This window comes from Pseudomonas sp. NPDC089752, assembly GCF_044748725.1.
Taxonomy (GTDB): Bacteria; Pseudomonadota; Gammaproteobacteria; order Pseudomonadales; family Pseudomonadaceae; genus Aquipseudomonas.
Window position 1 is genome coordinate 287,764 of the sequence record NZ_JBIVGP010000005.1, and the last position, 14,286, is coordinate 302,049.

A 14,286-nucleotide genomic window follows, 5' to 3' on the forward strand; every position below is an offset into this window, starting at 1 on the left:
GCGATCGAAATTGTTCATCACGGGGCCGTTTCCTGGGCGACGGTGGCAGGAGCGAACTCAGGTTTGAGCCGGCCGCTGTCGTCGAGCAGCCAGGCGTCCATGATCTGCCGCACCACGGGCGCGGCGACGCCAGAGCCGGACTCGCCGTTCTCGACCATCACCGAGACGACGATCTTCGGATCGTCAGCCGGGGCAAAGGCGACGAACAGCGCGTGGTCGCGGTGGCGCTCCTGAAGTTTGTTGCGGTCGTATTTCTCGCCTTGCTTGATCGCTACAACCTGGGCGGTACCGCTCTTGCCGGCGATACGGTATTGCGCGCCAAGCGCGGCCTTGCGCGCCGTCCCGCGAGCGCCGTGCATGACCTGCTCCATGCCGTGGGTGACCTTGGCCCAGTCGGACTTGTCGCGCAGGATGATGTTTTCCATGGGGTTGGGGTCTACCGGCGGCTGGCCTTCGATGGTCTTGGCCAGGTGCGGGCGGTTCCACACGCCCTTGTTGGCGATCAGCGCAGTGGCCTGGGCCAACTGCAACGGCGTGGCCTGCATGTAACCCTGGCCGATGCCGAGAATCAGCGTTTCACCGGGGAACCAGGCCTGGCGGCGGGTGGCGCGCTTCCATTCGCGCGACGGCATCAGCCCGGCCGACTCCTCGAACATGTCGAGGGCAACCTTTTGGCCAATGCCGAACTTGTTCATGTAGCTGGACAGCCGATCGATGCCCATCTTGTGGGCAAGGTCGTAGAAATAGGTGTCATTGGAACGCATGATCGCGGTGTCCAGGTCGACCCAGCCATCACCGCTGCGGTTCCAGTTACGGTACTTGTGATCGTAATTGGGCAGCTGGTAGTAGCCGGGGTCGAACACCCGGCTGCCGGCGTTGACCACGCCGCTGTCCAGGCCGGCGATGGCCACGGCGGGTTTGATGGTCGAGCCCGGCGGGTACAACCCACGCAGCACTCGGTTGAACAGCGGGCGGTCGATCGAATCGCGTAGCTCGGCGTATGCCTTGAAGCTGATGCCGGTGACGAAGAGGTTAGGGTCGAAGCTCGGCTGGCTGACCATCGCCAGCACCTCGCCGGTACGAGGATCGAGCGCCACCACAGCTCCCCGTCGCCCGGCCAGGGCGGCCTCGGCGGCTTCCTGAAGCTTGATGTCGAGGCTCAGCACGATGTCCTTGCCGGGCTTGGGGTCGGTGCGCTTGAGCACGCGCAGCACTCGGCCACGGGCGTTGGTCTCGACTTCCTCGTAACCGACCTGGCCGTGCAGTTCGTCTTCGTAGAAGCGCTCGATACCGGTCTTGCCAATGTGGTGAGTGCCGCTGTAGTTCACCGGGTCCAGGCTTTTCAGCTCTTTCTCGTTGATCCGCCCGACATAGCCGACAGAGTGGGCGAAATGCGCCCCCTGCGGGTAATGCCGGACCAGCTGGGCGACCACTTCAACCCCAGGCAGGCGGAACTGGTTGACCGCCACGCGGGCGATCTGCTCTTCGTTGAGCTCGAACAGGATCGGCACCGGCTCGAACGGCCGGCGCCCCTGACGCATGCGCTTTTCGAAGATTGCCCGATCGTCCGCCGTCAGGCCCAGCACTTCGACGATGGTGTCCAGCACTTCCTGCCAGTTACCCGCACGTTCGCGGGTCATGGACAGGCTGAAACTAGGCCGGTTATCGGCGATGATCACCCCGTTTCGGTCGAAGATCAGCCCGCGCGTCGGCGGAATCGGCTGCACATGCACCCGGTTGTTCTCCGACAGCGTCGAGTGGTAGTCGTACTGGACGATCTGCAAGTAGTACAGCCGCGCGATCAGCACGCAGATAAGCAGCATGATCGCCACCGCGCCGAACACGACGCGGTTACGCACCAGGCGGGCGTCTTTCTCGTGGTCCTTGAGACGGATCGGCTGCGACATCGGACTGCTTACAGGCTCATTTGTGGTAAGGGTGCCCGGACAACACGGTCCAGGCGCGGTAGATCTGCTCGCCGATGAGTATCCTTACCAACGGGTGCGGCAAGGTCAGCGGCGACAGCGACCAGCGTTGCTCGGCGCGCGCACAGACCTCAGGCGCCAGCCCTTCCGGGCCGCCCACCATCAAATTCACCGTGCGCGAATCCAGGCGCCAGCGGTCCAGTTCGGTCGCCAGCTGCTCGGTGCTCCAGGGCTTGCCATGGACCTCAAGCGTGACAATGCGTTCACCAGGCTGAACCTTGCTCAGCATGGCCTCGCCCTCCTGACGAATCAGGCGAGCGACGTCGGCATTCTTGCCACGGGTGTTCAGCGGGATTTCCACCAGCTCGAGCGACAGCTCCTGGGGCAGGCGCTTGGCATATTCATGCCAGCCTTCCTCGACCCACTTGGGCATGCGCGAGCCGACCGCGATCAGGCGCAGACGCACGACGCTTCCTTATTCCCGGTCTTTGAGCTTGTCGGTGAAGTAGTCGCTGGCGTTTTCCGGGCTGTGGTGCTTGGCATCGGCGGCGCGGCTTTGCTCGGCACCCAGCCACAGGCGCTCCAGGTCGTAGAACTGACGGGCCGCGGCGGTCATCATGTGGACGATGACGTCGTTCAGGTCCAGCAGCACCCAGTCGCTGTCGCCCTTGCCTTCTTCGCCCAGCGGCTGTGCGCCTTCTTTCTTGACCGCTTCACGGACCTTTTCCAGCATCGCGTTGATCTGGCGGTTGGAGGTACCGGTGGCAATGATCATGTAGTCGGTCAGGCTGTGCTTTTCGCGCACGTCGATGATCTGGATGTCCTGGGCCTTGACGTCTTCCAGCGCGCTGACGGTCAGTTTGACCAGGTCTTCGCCTTTGATATCTTTGATTTGCTTGCTCATATGAAAACTCGTTCAACTCGTTGAATGAGGTGCCCGCTGGGCACCTTCAGTTAGGCACACGATACAGCTCGTGCGCCTCGATGTAGGCCAGTACGGCGTCCGGCACCAGGAACCTCACCGACTTGCCGCTGGCCAGCAGCTGTCGGATCTGTGTAGCCGACACCGCAAGCGGCGTCTGCCAGACGAACGAAATGTTTCCCGCCGGGCCGGACATGGCGGTGGGATCGCTCTCGGAGCGCGCAGCCAGCAGGTTGCGCAGCTCGTCAGGGGGTTCAACGTCGGCATCCGGGCGTTGCAGCACCAGGATGTGACAGTGTTGCAGCAGTTCTTCCCAGCGGTGCCAGCTGGGCAGGCCGCAGAAGGCGTCCCAGCCCAGCACCAGGAACAGCTGGTCGTTGGCAGCCAGTTCGGCGCGGATCGATTCCAGCGTGTCGAGGGTGTAGGACGGCTTGTCGCGCTCCAGTTCGCGGGCATCCACGCTCAGGCGTTCGACGCCTTGCACGGCCTCGCGCACCATCGCCAGGCGATCTTGCGCCGCTACTTGCGGGGTGTCGCGGTGCGGCGGCCGGGCATTGGGCAACAGGCGCAGCTCATCGAGCGCCATGAACTCGGCCACTTCCAGCGCGCTGCGCAGGTGGCCGATGTGCACGGGGTCGAAGGTACCGCCAAGAATGCCGATGCGCCGGACTGCCTGGGCCTTGCTCAACTCAGCAGGACTCCTGGCCGCGCAGTTGGCCGTCGCCGATCACCACGTATTTCTCGCAGGTAAGGCCTTCCAGGCCGACCGGGCCGCGGGCGTGCAGTTTGTCGGTGGAAATGCCGATTTCCGCACCCAGGCCATATTCGAAACCGTCGGCGAAGCAGGTCGGGGTGTTGAGCATCACCGACGCCGAATCGACTTCAGCCATGAACTGGCGAGCCTGGCCCTGGTGTTCGGTGATGATCGAATCGGTGTGGTGCGAGCCATAGTGGTTGATGTGCTCGATGGCCTGGTCCAGGCCGTCGACCACACGAATCGACAGGATGGCGTCGAGGTACTCGGTGTGCCAGTCGTCTTCGCTGGCCGGTTTGGCATCGATCAGGGCTCGGGTGCGCTCGCAACCGCGCAGCTCGACGCCCTTCTCCTGGAAGCGGCGGGCCATTTCCGGCAAGAAGCCTTCGGCCACGCGCTGATCCACCAGCAGGGTTTCCATGGCGCCGCAGATGCCGTAACGGTAGGTCTTGGCGTTGAAGGCAACGCGCCAGGCCTTGTCCAGGTCGGCGTGTTCAGCCACATAGACATGGCAGATACCGTCCAGGTGCTTGATTACCGGCACGCGGGCATCGCGGCTGATGCGTTCGATCAGGCCACGGCCACCGCGTGGGACGATGACGTCGACGAATTCGGGCATGCTGATCAGCGCGCCGACCGCTTCACGGTCGGTGGTCTCGACCACTTGCACCACCGCTGCCGGCAGGCCGGCTTCGGCCAGGCCACGCTGGATGCAGGCGGCAATGGCGCGGTTGGAGTGAATCGCCTCGGAACCGCCACGCAGGATGGTGGCGTTGCCCGATTTCAGGCACAGGCTGGCGGCATCGATGGTCACGTTCGGGCGCGATTCGTAGATGATCCCGATCACCCCCAGCGGCACGCGCATCTTGCCCACCTGAATGCCCGATGGGCGATAGCTCATGTCGCGGATGGCACCGACCGGGTCCGGCAGGCTGGCCACCTGGCGCAGGCCGGTGACCATGCCGTCGATGCGCGCCGGGGTCAGCGCCAGGCGGTCGAGCAGTGCTGGCTCAAGGCCATTGGCGCGGCCGGCGGCCAGGTCCAGTTCGTTGGCTGCGGCAAGCTCGGCGCGCGCGGCGTCCAGGGCATTGGCGGCAGCCTGCAGGGCGCGGTTCTTCTGCGCGGTGCTGGCGCGAGCGATCACCCGGGATGCCTGGCGAGCGGCGCGACCCAAGCGGGTCATGTAGTCAAGAACGGACTCAGTCATGGGTTCGGTGTCTTGGCGAAGGGGAAATCGGCTGATTATAACTGTCGCGCAGGTATACGCCCAGCGGTGGCTGGCGGATGGTTGAAATTGGTCGACTGGATCTGTAGGAAAGATGTAACCGCGCTTATCGAAATCGCTTGGTTCAGCCTCGCTTAAGCCATTCATTGCTATCATCCGCGCCTTGACCACGACGAACCCTCAGCATGCCAGACACTGCCCTTTGCCCGGCCCGCGCCCTGCCCGACAGCTTTTTCGACCGTGATGCCCAGACCCTGGCCAAGGCACTGCTGGGCAAGATCATCCGTCATCGTCATGGCGACCTGTGGCTGGCCGCACGCATCATCGAGACCGAGGCCTATTACCTGGCCGACAAGGGCAGCCATGCCTCGCTCGGCTACACGGAGAAACGCAAGGCGTTGTTTCTCGATGGCGGGCACATCTACATGTATTACGCCCGCGGTGGCGATTCGCTGAACTTCAGCGCTCACGGGCCGGGTAACGCCGTGTTGATAAAATCCGCCTACCCCTGGGTGGACGCCCTCTCCGACGCCAACAGCCTGGCGCAGATGCAACTGAACAATCCCGATGCCAGTGGCAACCTGCGCCCTGCCGAACGCCTGTGCGCCGGCCAGACCCTGCTGTGCCGTGCCCTGGGCCTCAAGGTGCCACACTGGGATGCGCAGCGTTTCGACCCCGAGCGCTTGTATGTCGAGGATTGCGGTATAGCCGTGCCACGGATTATCCAGGCCGCCCGCCTGGGCATCCCCCATGGCCGCGACGAGCACCTGCCCTACCGCTTCGTCGACGCCGAATATGCCCGCTTTTGCACCCGGAACCCGCTGCGTCGGGGCCAAGTCGAAGGGCAAGACTTCTCAATCATCGAACAAGGAAGCTGAAACATGGGCCAATGGCTCGACAGCCTGACCGGCTGGCTCAGCGCCAACCCGCAGTGGCTTGGCGTGGCAATTTTCCTGGTGGCCTGCATCGAGTGCCTGGCCATCGCCGGCATCATCGTGCCGGGTACCGTGCTGTTGTTCGCCGTGGCGGTACTGGCTGGCAGCGGCGCCTTCACGCTGGGCGAAACCTTGTTGCTGGGCTTTCTCGGCGGCCTGCTCGGCGATGCCCTGTCGTACACGATAGGCAAGTACTTTCACCAGAACATCCGCCGGTTGCCGCTACTGCGCCACCACCCGGAATGGATCGGCAGCGCCGAAACCTACTTCCAGCGTTATGGCATTGCCAGCCTGCTGGTGGGCCGTTTCATCGGCCCGTTGCGGCCAATGCTGCCGATGGTCGCGGGCATGTTCGACATGCCGCTGCCGCGTTTCATCGCCGTCAGCCTGGTGGCGGGTGCCGGCTGGTCGGTCGCCTACCTGCTGCCAGGCTGGGCCACTGGCGCGGCCATGCGCCTGCCGCTGCCGGAAGGGTTCTGGCTGGACGCGGGCATCATCGCCGGTACTCTGGCGGTGCTGATTGGCTTGAGCCTGAACAGCAGCATCCGTGACCAGCGCCATGGCACGCGATTGATCGCCGGCTTGAGCTTCCTGGCCCTAGCAGGTGTATTTCTCGGCTGGCCCTATCTGCACGAGTTCGACCAGGGCGTGATGACCCTGGTGCAGGAGCATCGCAGCCAGGCCGTCGACGGTATCGTGGTGGTGGTGACGCGCCTGGGTGACTTCCGCACTCAGTTGTTCCTGGGCGGATTGCTCACCGGCCTGCTGCTGCTTGCGCGCCAATGGCGGCATGCACTGTTTGCAGGGGGCGCGCTGATGGGCACGGCCATCGCCAATGGTTCGCTGAAGTGGCTGTTCGCCCGGGCGCGACCGGAAGTGCTGAGTGACCCGCTGACCACCTACAGCATGCCCAGTGGGCACAGCTCGGCGTCGTTTGCGTTCTTTCTGGTGATGGCGGTACTGGCCGGGCGCGGGATGCCACCGCGGATGCGCCTGACCTGGATTCTGCTGGGCTGCATTCCGGCGCTGTCGATTGCCTTGTCGCGGGTTTACCTGGGGGCGCACTGGCCGACTGATATTCTGGCGGGCGCATTGCTGGCTTGCTGCGTGTGTGCGCTGAGCCTGACCCTGGTGCAGCATCGCCAGCCGCTCAATGCATTGCCGTTGCGGGTTTGGTGGCTGGTGTTGCCGGCGTGTGTCGCGTTGTTGGCGTTTTTTGCCATGCATGCGTTGCCGCAGGCGTTGTTGCGCTACCAGTATTGAGGGGTGTCAGTATCGGCCTCTTCGCGGGGCAAGCCCGCTCCCACAGACCTAGCACTGTGGGAGCGGGCTTGCCCCGCGAAGAGGCCGGTAAAAACTACAACTATCCATCAGGCAAACAACTCACCCTGAATCCGCTCAAGCAGCTTCTGGATCTCTGCCAACCGCTCCGACGGCGAGTCGATCGCCAGCAGGTCCAGCTTGTCCTCCTCCATGAACGGCAGCAGGTAAGCCAGCTGGTTGGCCAGCGCCTGGCGCCCATCGACGTCGCGCGGCATGTCCAGCGCCTCGACCATCGGGTGCTCGCCCAACGCCACCAACAGCGCCAGCAGGTCATCATCCTGGTCGGTCAGCGGGCTGTCCGCCAGCTCCGCCAACCACTCAACTTCACCCAGCAGCAGCTGGTCCTTCTGCACCTCGGTCTGGCTCACCTCGAAGCGTCGCACCCCTTCAACGCGGATCCCCAGCAGGCCGTTGTCCTGCTGGACAAAGTCGCGGATCAGCGCCTCGCAGCCGATAGAAGCGACCACCGGCGGCGCCTTGCCGACCTGCTCGCCTTCGACGATGCACACCACACCAAAACCGGTACCCTGCTTCATGCAGCGGCCGATCATGTCCAGGTAGCGCGCCTCGAAGATCTGCAAATCCAGCAGGCACCCGGGAAACAGCACGGTATTGAGCGGAAACAACGGTAGCGTCATCACAATTCCTCAAGCCACCAGACTGACTGCCAACGGCAGGAACACCGCCGTCGCTACGCCCATCAAGCTCATCGCCAACGCGGCAAACGCGCCGCACTCGTCACTTTCCTGCAGGGCCACCGACGTGCCCACCGCATGCGCCGTCACCCCCAACGACATGCCGCGCGCCTCGGGGCTGTAGACTCCACACCGGCTCAACAGCGCCGGGCCGAAGATCGCACCGATCACCCCGGTAATCAGCACGAACACCGCCGCCAGCGCCGCCACACCGCCAATCTGCTCGGCAACCAGCATGGCAATCGGCGAAGTCACCGACTTGGGCGCCATGGTCATCAGGATCATGTGCTCGGCGCCGAACCACCAGCCTAGCAGCAGGCAACAGAGCGTGGCGAACAGGCCCCCGATTACCAGCGTAGTAAATGTCGGCCAGAACAGCTGACGGATCCGCCGCAGGTTGAGATAAAGCGGCACGGCCAGGGCTACCGTGGCCGGGCCGAGGAGAATGTTCATGATCTCGGTGCTCTTGCGGTACTCGCGATAGTCGATGCCGCCCAGCAGCAGCACGCCGATCACCAGCAACATCGACACCAGCACCGGTTGCAGGAAAATCCAGCGGGTCTTCTCGTAGGCGGCCAGCACCACCTGGTAAGCGCCCAGGGTGATACCGATGCCGAACAGCGGGTGGTGGACGACGGCATCCAGTGCGCCTTGCCAATCGAACATCATGACTGCTCCTCACGCTTGCCCTGGCGCTGCATGAGTTTCTGCATCAGCACGCCGACGAACACCAGGGTAAGCAGGCAGGAAATCAGCAAGGCTCCGGCGATGGCCCAGAAGTCAGCGGCGATATCCTTGGCATACACCATCACCCCCACCGCCGGTGGCACCAGCAGCAATGGCAGGTAACGCAGCAGGCTGCTGGACGCCTCGTTCAGCGGCTTGCCGACCTCACCCCGTGCCATGAGGAAGAACAGCAACAGCAACAGGCCGATGATCGGCCCCGGCAGTATCGGCACGAACAAATGATTGATCGCCGTACCCAGCAGCTGAAACAACACCAGCCAGGTCAAACCACGCAACAGCATAAGGATCTCCTTCGGGCATGCTGGCCATTATAAGCACGCCTCAAGCTATAAGCGGGTATTCGCCCGAATACTGGCAACTTGACTGCAGCGATGCGCCGTGCTGATCTTGCACCTTCGTACCAAATGACAACTTGGAGAGTCGCGATGCCCTATGTACCGGTTACCGAGCTTGCGCAGTACGTTGGAAAGGAACTGGGACGTTCCGACTGGCTGAAGATCGATCAGCAACGCATCAACCTGTTCGCCGAAGCCACCGGCGATTTTCAGTTCATTCATGTCGACCCGGAAAAGGCGGCGAAAACGCCCTTCGGCAGCACCATCGCCCACGGTTTCCTCACCCTGTCGCTGATCCCCAAGCTGATGGAGGACATTCTGGTCCTGCCACAAGGCCTGAAGATGGTGGTCAACTACGGGCTGGACAGCGTGCGCTTCATTCAGCCGGTGAAAGTCGACAGCAAGGTGCGACTGAAGGTTGACCTGGGCGAAGTGACCGAGAAGAAGCCTGGGCAATGGTTGCTCAAAGCCACGGTGACCCTGGAAATCGAAGGCGAAGAGAAACCGGCCTACATCGCCGAGCCGCTTTCGCTCTGCTTCGTCTGACCCGGTTCGGGGCCGCCGCGCGGCCCCTTGCCATGGCTGTCTCATCCGCCCCATTCTGCGGCATACTCGGCAGACCTTTTGCCCGGATTCCGCCATGCGTGCTCTGCTGCCCCTCGCCCTGACCCTGATGCTCGCCGCCTGTGGCGATGGCGAAGCGCTGTCGCCTCCGGACGCGCGCCTGCCCGATGGCGGCCGCTACCGGGGCCAGGTGATCGATGGCCTGCTGCAGGGCGAGGGGCGCATCGACTACCCCAATGGCAGCTGGTATGCCGGCGGTTTCAAGGATGGCCAGTGGCATGGCCAGGGCGAATGGCACGGCAGCAATGGCGAAGTCTATCGCGGCCAGTTCGCCGCCGGCCTGTTCCAGGGCCTGGGCGACCTGAGCACCCCCGGCAGCCACTATGCTGGCACCTTCAGCCACGGCCGACGCGACGGCGAAGGCACGCTCAAGCAGGCCGACCAGACCTACCGTGGCCAGTTCAAGGACGACCAGTACGAAGGCGCGGGCGAGCTCGAACTGGCCGATGGCAGCCGCTACCAGGGTCTGTTCGCCAAGGGCAAGCCCAACGGTGCCGGCGTGCGCAGCGATGCAAGCGGCAATCAGTTCAGCGGCCGCTTCGTCGATGGCCTGCTGCAGGGCAGCGGCACTTATGACAGCGTCGATGGCGAGCAGTACATCGGCGAGTTCAAGGACAATCGTCTGGAGGGCCGAGGCCGCTACGAGAACGCCGATGGCGATGTGTGGATTGGCGAATTCAAGGACGGTTCGCTGGTCGGCGAAGGCGAGCTGCTGGGTAGCGACGGCAGCCATTACAAGGGCAGCTTCATCGACTGGCGTCTGGCCGGCCAGGGCAGCCTGCAACTGCCCGATGGCAGCAAGTACGTCGGTGGTTTTGCAAACGACGCCTACCAGGGCCAGGGCAAGCTGACCCTGGCCAGCGGCAAGGTCGAAAGCGGTTACTGGGTCAATGGTGTGCGCGTGCGCGACCACAAGGGCAGATTGCTCCCCGACCCACTGGACCTTGCCCTGCTCAACCAGGGCAAGCTGCTGGACGACGCCCTGGCGCGCGTGCCCCACTCCGCGCCGCCGATCCAACTGTATAGCCTGGTAGTGGCCGGTGACGGCCAGCAGAGCGTATTCCTGCGTGAAGCCGACTATGTCAGTAACCTGCTCAAAGTACGCTTCGGCGCGCGCGGCCAGGTGACCCTGGTCAACCACCGCGACCAGATGGCCACCCGGCCCATGGCCACCCGCGAAAGCCTCACTCGCGCCGCCCGCACCCTGGCTGAACGCAGCGGCCCGGAAGACCTGGTGTTCATCTACCTGACCAGCCACGGCAGCCAGGACCACCAACTGGTGTTCGATCAGCCGCGCCTGCAGCTGGCCGACCTGTCCGCCGACGAACTCGCCAGCGCCCTGGCGCCGCTGAAGAACCGCGACAAGGTGATTGTCATCTCCGCCTGCTATTCCGGTGGCTATATAGCCCCGTTGAAAGATGATCGCAGCGTGATCATCACCGCCGCGCGCGCCGACCGGGTGTCCTTCGGCTGTTCTGAAGAAGCTGATTTCACCTACTTCGGCGATGCCCTGTTCGCCCAGGCGCTGAACCAGACCGACGACTTGAAACAGGCGTTTGAACTGGCGCGCACCAGCGTTGCCGAACGGGAAGGAAGAGAAGGTTTCGAAGCCTCCGAGCCACAGATCTGGGCGCCGCCCGCAGTACTGGCACACTGGAAGCAGCTGCGCCAGCAGCAGGCCGAGGAAGCCTTACGTAATGCCGCACAGGCGACTGCGGGGGAGCAGGAAAAAACATCCGCCAGCCACTAAGCTTGTGTGTAACACAGGAGAGACATCATGTACTTGACGCCTCAGCATGTCCTGCTTGCCGGAGCCACTGGCCTGACGGGTGAACACCTGCTGGACCGCCTGCTTAACGAGCCCACCATCAGCCGCGTGCTGGCGCCGACCCGTCGGCCGCTGGCCGAACACCCGCACCTGGAAAACCCGGTCGGCGACCCTGCGGTGTTTCTGCCGCAACTGGCCGGGCGGGTCGATATCGCCTACTGCTGCCTCGGCACCACCCTCAAGCAGGCCGGGTCCGAACAGGCATTTCGCGCCGTCGACCTGGACATGGTGGTGGCCTTCAGCAAGCGCGCGCGGGAAATGGGGGCGCGCCATCTGTTGGTGGTCAGTGCCATCGGCGCCGACCCCAAGTCGTCGATCTTCTACAATCGGGTCAAGGGTGAAATGGAAGAAGCGCTGAAGGCGCAGGACTGGCCGCAGCTGACCATCGTCCGGCCCTCCCTGCTGCTGGGTGAGCGCATTGCGCCGCGCCTGGGCGAGCGGCTGGCGTCGCCGTTTGCCCGGTTGATGCCTGGCAAGTATCGCGGGATCGAGGCCTGCACCCTGGCGCGAGCGCTGTGGCGGCTGGCGCTGGAGGAAGAGGATGGAATTCGGGTGGTCGAATCCGATGAACTGAGAAAATTAGGCAAGAAGTGATGGCCCTTTCGCGGGGCAAGCCCGCTCCCACAAGATCACCACAGTTTCAGAGAATGTGGAGATCCTGTGGGACCGGGCCTGCCCCGCGAAGAGGCTCTAAAGGCCGCCCGTAGCCTGAAAACCAACCCCTGCCGCTGTCAGCAACGACAGCGGCAAGAACAAGGTATCCAGCAGCATGCTCCCCGGCAGATCCAACCTCGGATAAGCCGGCGCCTCAGCACCAAACCGGTCCTTGGGGCAGCACCCGCCATTGATCACATACAAATCCAGCCGGGTCCCGGCATACACCACCGGCGCACCCGGCTTGTTGGCATCCAGCGTGCGCACCGTGGCACAGCCACTGAGCGCCAGCACCGCCAGCACGCCAACCAAGGTACGTTTCAATCATCCGCCCCAAGATGATGCTCGCCCCAACGTGGCAGCATGTCCTGCGGAATGTTCAGCAGATTGAGAATGCGCGCCACGACGAAATCGACCAGGTCGTCGATGGTCTGCGGCTGATGATAGAAACCTGGCGCCGCCGGCAGGATCACTGCGCCCATCTGTGACAGCTTGAGCATGTTTTCCAGGTGAATGGTCGACAACGGCGCCTCGCGCGGCACCAGGATCAACTGGCGACGCTCCTTGAGGGTCACGTCGGCCGCACGCTCGATCAGGTTGTTGCAGGCACCGGTGGCGATGGCCGACAGCGTGCCCGTGGAACAGGGCACAACCACCATGGCCGCCGAGGCGCCGGAGCCAGAAGCCACCGGCGACATCCAGTCTTCCTTGCCGTATACGCGGATCTGCCCATCGGCAGCCCCGGTGTATTCGGTCAGAAACGCCTGCATCGCCTGGGGTTTGGCCGGCAGCACCACGTCGGTTTCGGTCGACATCACCAGCTGCGCGGCCTTGGAGATGAGAAAATGCACCTCGCGATCTTCGCGCACCAGGCAATCGAGCAGGCGCAGGCCATATTGCGCGCCAGAGGCGCCGGTCATCGCCAGGGTGATGCGTTCCGGCCCGCTCACTTCAGGGCCTCGGCCAACTTGCCGTGCAGGCCGCCGAAGCCGCCGTTGCTCATGATCACCACGTGGGTGCCCGGACGCGCCTGGCCCTTGACCCGGTCGATGATCGCTTCGAGGCTGTCTGCTACCACGCTCGGCACCTTGCACTGCGCCGCAGTGGCTGCAAGGTCCCAGCCCAGATTGGCTGGCGCATACCAGATCACCTGATCAGCATCATTGACGCTCTCCGGCAGGCCATCCCGGTGTGCGCCCAGCTTCATGGAGTTGGAGCGCGGCTCGATGATGGCAATCACTGGCGCCTCGCCCACGCGCTTGCGCAAGCCGTCGAGGGTGGTGGCGATAGCGGTCGGGTGGTGGGCGAAGTCATCGTAAATGGTCACACCCTGGACTTCGGCGACCTTTTCCATGCGCCGCTTGACGCTCTTGAAGGCGCTCAGGCCTTCGATCGCCATGGCTGGCACCACCCCGACATGGCGGGCAGCGGCCAAGGTGGCCAGGGCATTGGCGACGTTGTGTTGACCGGTCAGGGCCCAATCCACGACACCTTGCGCCTCACCCTCGAACAGCACTTCAAACCGCGAACCGTCAGCGCTGAGCAGGCGCGCCTGCCACTGGCCGCCCACACCTGTGGTTTGCACCGGGGTCCAGCAACCCATGCCGATCACGCGCTCCAACGCCTGCTCGGTGGTCGGGTGAATGACCAGGCCTTCGCTCGGGATAGTCCGCACCAGATGATGGAACTGCCGTTCGATAGACGCCAGATCCGGGAAGATGTCTGCGTGATCGAACTCGAGGTTATTGAGAATCGCGGTGCGCGGGTGGTAGTGCACGAACTTCGAACGTTTGTCGAAGAAGGCGCTGTCGTATTCGTCGGCTTCGACCACGAAGAACGGCGTATCACCCAGACGCGCCGACACCGAGAAATTCTGCGGCACGCCCCCGATCAGGAAGCCCGGGCTCATGCCCGCATGTTCCAAGACCCAGGCGAGCATGCTGCTGGTGGTGGTCTTGCCGTGCGTACCGGCCACGGCCAGCACCCAGCGGCCCTGCAGCACGTGATCAGCCAGCCACTGCGGGCCGGACACATAAGGCAAGCCCTTGTTCAGCACGTACTCCACCGCCGGGTTGCCCCGCGACATGGCGTTGCCGATCACCACCAGATCCGGCGCCGGCTCCAGTTGGGCTGGGTCGTAGCCCTGGGTCAGCTCGATGCCCTGGGCTTCAAGCTGGGTGCTCATGGGCGGATAAACGTTGGCGTCCGAGCCGGTGACGCGGTGGCCGAGCTCCTTGGCCAGCACGGCCAGCGAACCCATGAAAGTGCCGCAAATACCGAGAATGTGAATATGCATGGAAGACCTCGCAAAACATCGAG

16 protein-coding genes are annotated in these 14,286 nt (G+C 63.8%); 5 read left to right on the forward strand and 11 right to left on the reverse strand.

Annotated features, from left to right (window positions below):
• Positions 1–17: 17 nt before the first annotated feature.
• Genes mrdA through ACIPZF_RS10705 form a run of 5 tightly spaced genes read right to left on the reverse strand, consistent with a single transcriptional unit; the run spans position 18 to position 4,808 of the window.
• Positions 18–1,907, reverse strand: coding sequence for a penicillin-binding protein 2 (gene mrdA, locus ACIPZF_RS10685; RefSeq protein ID WP_400798690.1), 1,890 nt, complete (start codon positions 1,905–1,907; stop codon positions 18–20).
• A gap of 16 nt (positions 1,908–1,923) precedes the next feature.
• Positions 1,924–2,391 (reverse strand): 23S rRNA (pseudouridine(1915)-N(3))-methyltransferase RlmH, encoded by a 468-nt coding sequence (gene rlmH / locus ACIPZF_RS10690; RefSeq protein WP_008090421.1) that lies wholly within the window; start codon positions 2,389–2,391, stop codon positions 1,924–1,926.
• A gap of 9 nt (positions 2,392–2,400) precedes the next feature.
• Entirely contained in the window at positions 2,401–2,829 is a 429-nt protein-coding gene (gene rsfS, locus ACIPZF_RS10695; RefSeq protein ID WP_400798693.1) for a ribosome silencing factor, read from the reverse strand.
• A gap of 46 nt (positions 2,830–2,875) precedes the next feature.
• The gene (gene nadD, locus ACIPZF_RS10700; RefSeq protein ID WP_400798696.1) at positions 2,876–3,535 is read right to left on the reverse strand and encodes a nicotinate-nucleotide adenylyltransferase; all 660 of its coding nucleotides are present in this window, start codon (positions 3,533–3,535) and stop codon (positions 2,876–2,878) included.
• 1 nt (position 3,536) lies between these two features.
• Positions 3,537–4,808 (reverse strand): glutamate-5-semialdehyde dehydrogenase, encoded by a 1,272-nt coding sequence (locus ACIPZF_RS10705; protein ID WP_400798698.1) that lies wholly within the window; start codon positions 4,806–4,808, stop codon positions 3,537–3,539.
• 203 nt (positions 4,809–5,011) lie between these two features.
• On the opposite strand from ACIPZF_RS10705, the gene ACIPZF_RS10710 reads away from it, so the two are divergent.
• Positions 5,012–5,704, forward strand: a complete 693-nt coding sequence (locus ACIPZF_RS10710; protein ID WP_400798701.1) for a DNA-3-methyladenine glycosylase — start codon at positions 5,012–5,014, stop codon at positions 5,702–5,704.
• Between the two features lie 3 nt (positions 5,705–5,707).
• A complete protein-coding gene (locus tag ACIPZF_RS10715) occupies positions 5,708–7,024 on the forward strand; it encodes a bifunctional DedA family/phosphatase PAP2 family protein (protein WP_400798704.1) in 1,317 nt (438 codons plus the stop codon).
• Positions 7,025–7,131: 107 nt separating this feature from the next.
• On the opposite strand, the gene ACIPZF_RS10720 is transcribed toward ACIPZF_RS10715, so the two are convergent.
• The 3 genes from ACIPZF_RS10720 to ACIPZF_RS10730 are packed head-to-tail and all read right to left on the reverse strand — an operon-like array spanning position 7,132 to position 8,807.
• Positions 7,132–7,722 carry an LON peptidase substrate-binding domain-containing protein gene (locus ACIPZF_RS10720; protein WP_400798707.1) on the reverse strand — a complete coding sequence of 197 codons (591 nt, stop codon included), beginning with the start codon at positions 7,720–7,722 and terminating at the stop codon, positions 7,132–7,134.
• Between the two features lie 9 nt (positions 7,723–7,731).
• Positions 7,732–8,448 carry an LrgB family protein gene (locus tag ACIPZF_RS10725; protein WP_400798710.1) on the reverse strand — a complete coding sequence of 239 codons (717 nt, stop codon included), beginning with the start codon at positions 8,446–8,448 and terminating at the stop codon, positions 7,732–7,734.
• Positions 8,445–8,807, reverse strand: coding sequence for a CidA/LrgA family protein (locus tag ACIPZF_RS10730; protein WP_400798712.1), 363 nt, complete (start codon positions 8,805–8,807; stop codon positions 8,445–8,447). Before ACIPZF_RS10730 ends, ACIPZF_RS10725 begins: the two co-directional genes overlap by 4 nt.
• 144 nt (positions 8,808–8,951) lie before the next feature.
• Here ACIPZF_RS10730 and ACIPZF_RS10735 point away from each other — a divergent pair, with 144 nt between their 5' ends.
• The 3 genes from ACIPZF_RS10735 (at position 8,952) to ACIPZF_RS10745 (ending at position 11,907) form a co-directional block, all read left to right on the forward strand.
• The gene (locus tag ACIPZF_RS10735) at positions 8,952–9,407 is read left to right on the forward strand and encodes a MaoC family dehydratase (protein ID WP_400798715.1); all 456 of its coding nucleotides are present in this window, start codon (positions 8,952–8,954) and stop codon (positions 9,405–9,407) included.
• Between the two features lie 94 nt (positions 9,408–9,501).
• Positions 9,502–11,235, forward strand: coding sequence for a C13 family peptidase (locus ACIPZF_RS10740; protein WP_400798717.1), 1,734 nt, complete (start codon positions 9,502–9,504; stop codon positions 11,233–11,235).
• 27 nt (positions 11,236–11,262) lie between these two features.
• Positions 11,263–11,907: an oxidoreductase gene (locus ACIPZF_RS10745; protein ID WP_400798719.1), complete on the forward strand. Its 645-nt coding sequence runs from the start codon at positions 11,263–11,265 to the stop codon at positions 11,905–11,907.
• A 96-nt stretch (positions 11,908–12,003) separates the two neighbouring features.
• On the opposite strand, the gene ACIPZF_RS10750 is transcribed toward ACIPZF_RS10745, so the two are convergent.
• Genes ACIPZF_RS10750 through mpl form a run of 3 tightly spaced genes read right to left on the reverse strand, consistent with a single transcriptional unit; the run spans position 12,004 to position 14,263 of the window.
• On the reverse strand, positions 12,004–12,291 hold the full coding sequence (locus tag ACIPZF_RS10750) for a YceK/YidQ family lipoprotein (protein ID WP_400798722.1): 288 nt from the start codon (positions 12,289–12,291) through the stop codon (positions 12,004–12,006).
• Entirely contained in the window at positions 12,288–12,917 is a 630-nt protein-coding gene (ubiX, locus tag ACIPZF_RS10755; RefSeq protein ID WP_400798725.1) for a flavin prenyltransferase UbiX, read from the reverse strand. The genes ACIPZF_RS10750 and ubiX overlap by 4 nt, the downstream gene beginning before the upstream one ends.
• Positions 12,914–14,263, reverse strand: coding sequence for a UDP-N-acetylmuramate:L-alanyl-gamma-D-glutamyl-meso-diaminopimelate ligase (gene mpl, locus ACIPZF_RS10760; protein WP_400798728.1), 1,350 nt, complete (start codon positions 14,261–14,263; stop codon positions 12,914–12,916). The genes ubiX and mpl overlap by 4 nt, the downstream gene beginning before the upstream one ends.
• Between the last annotated feature and the right edge of the window lie 23 nt (positions 14,264–14,286).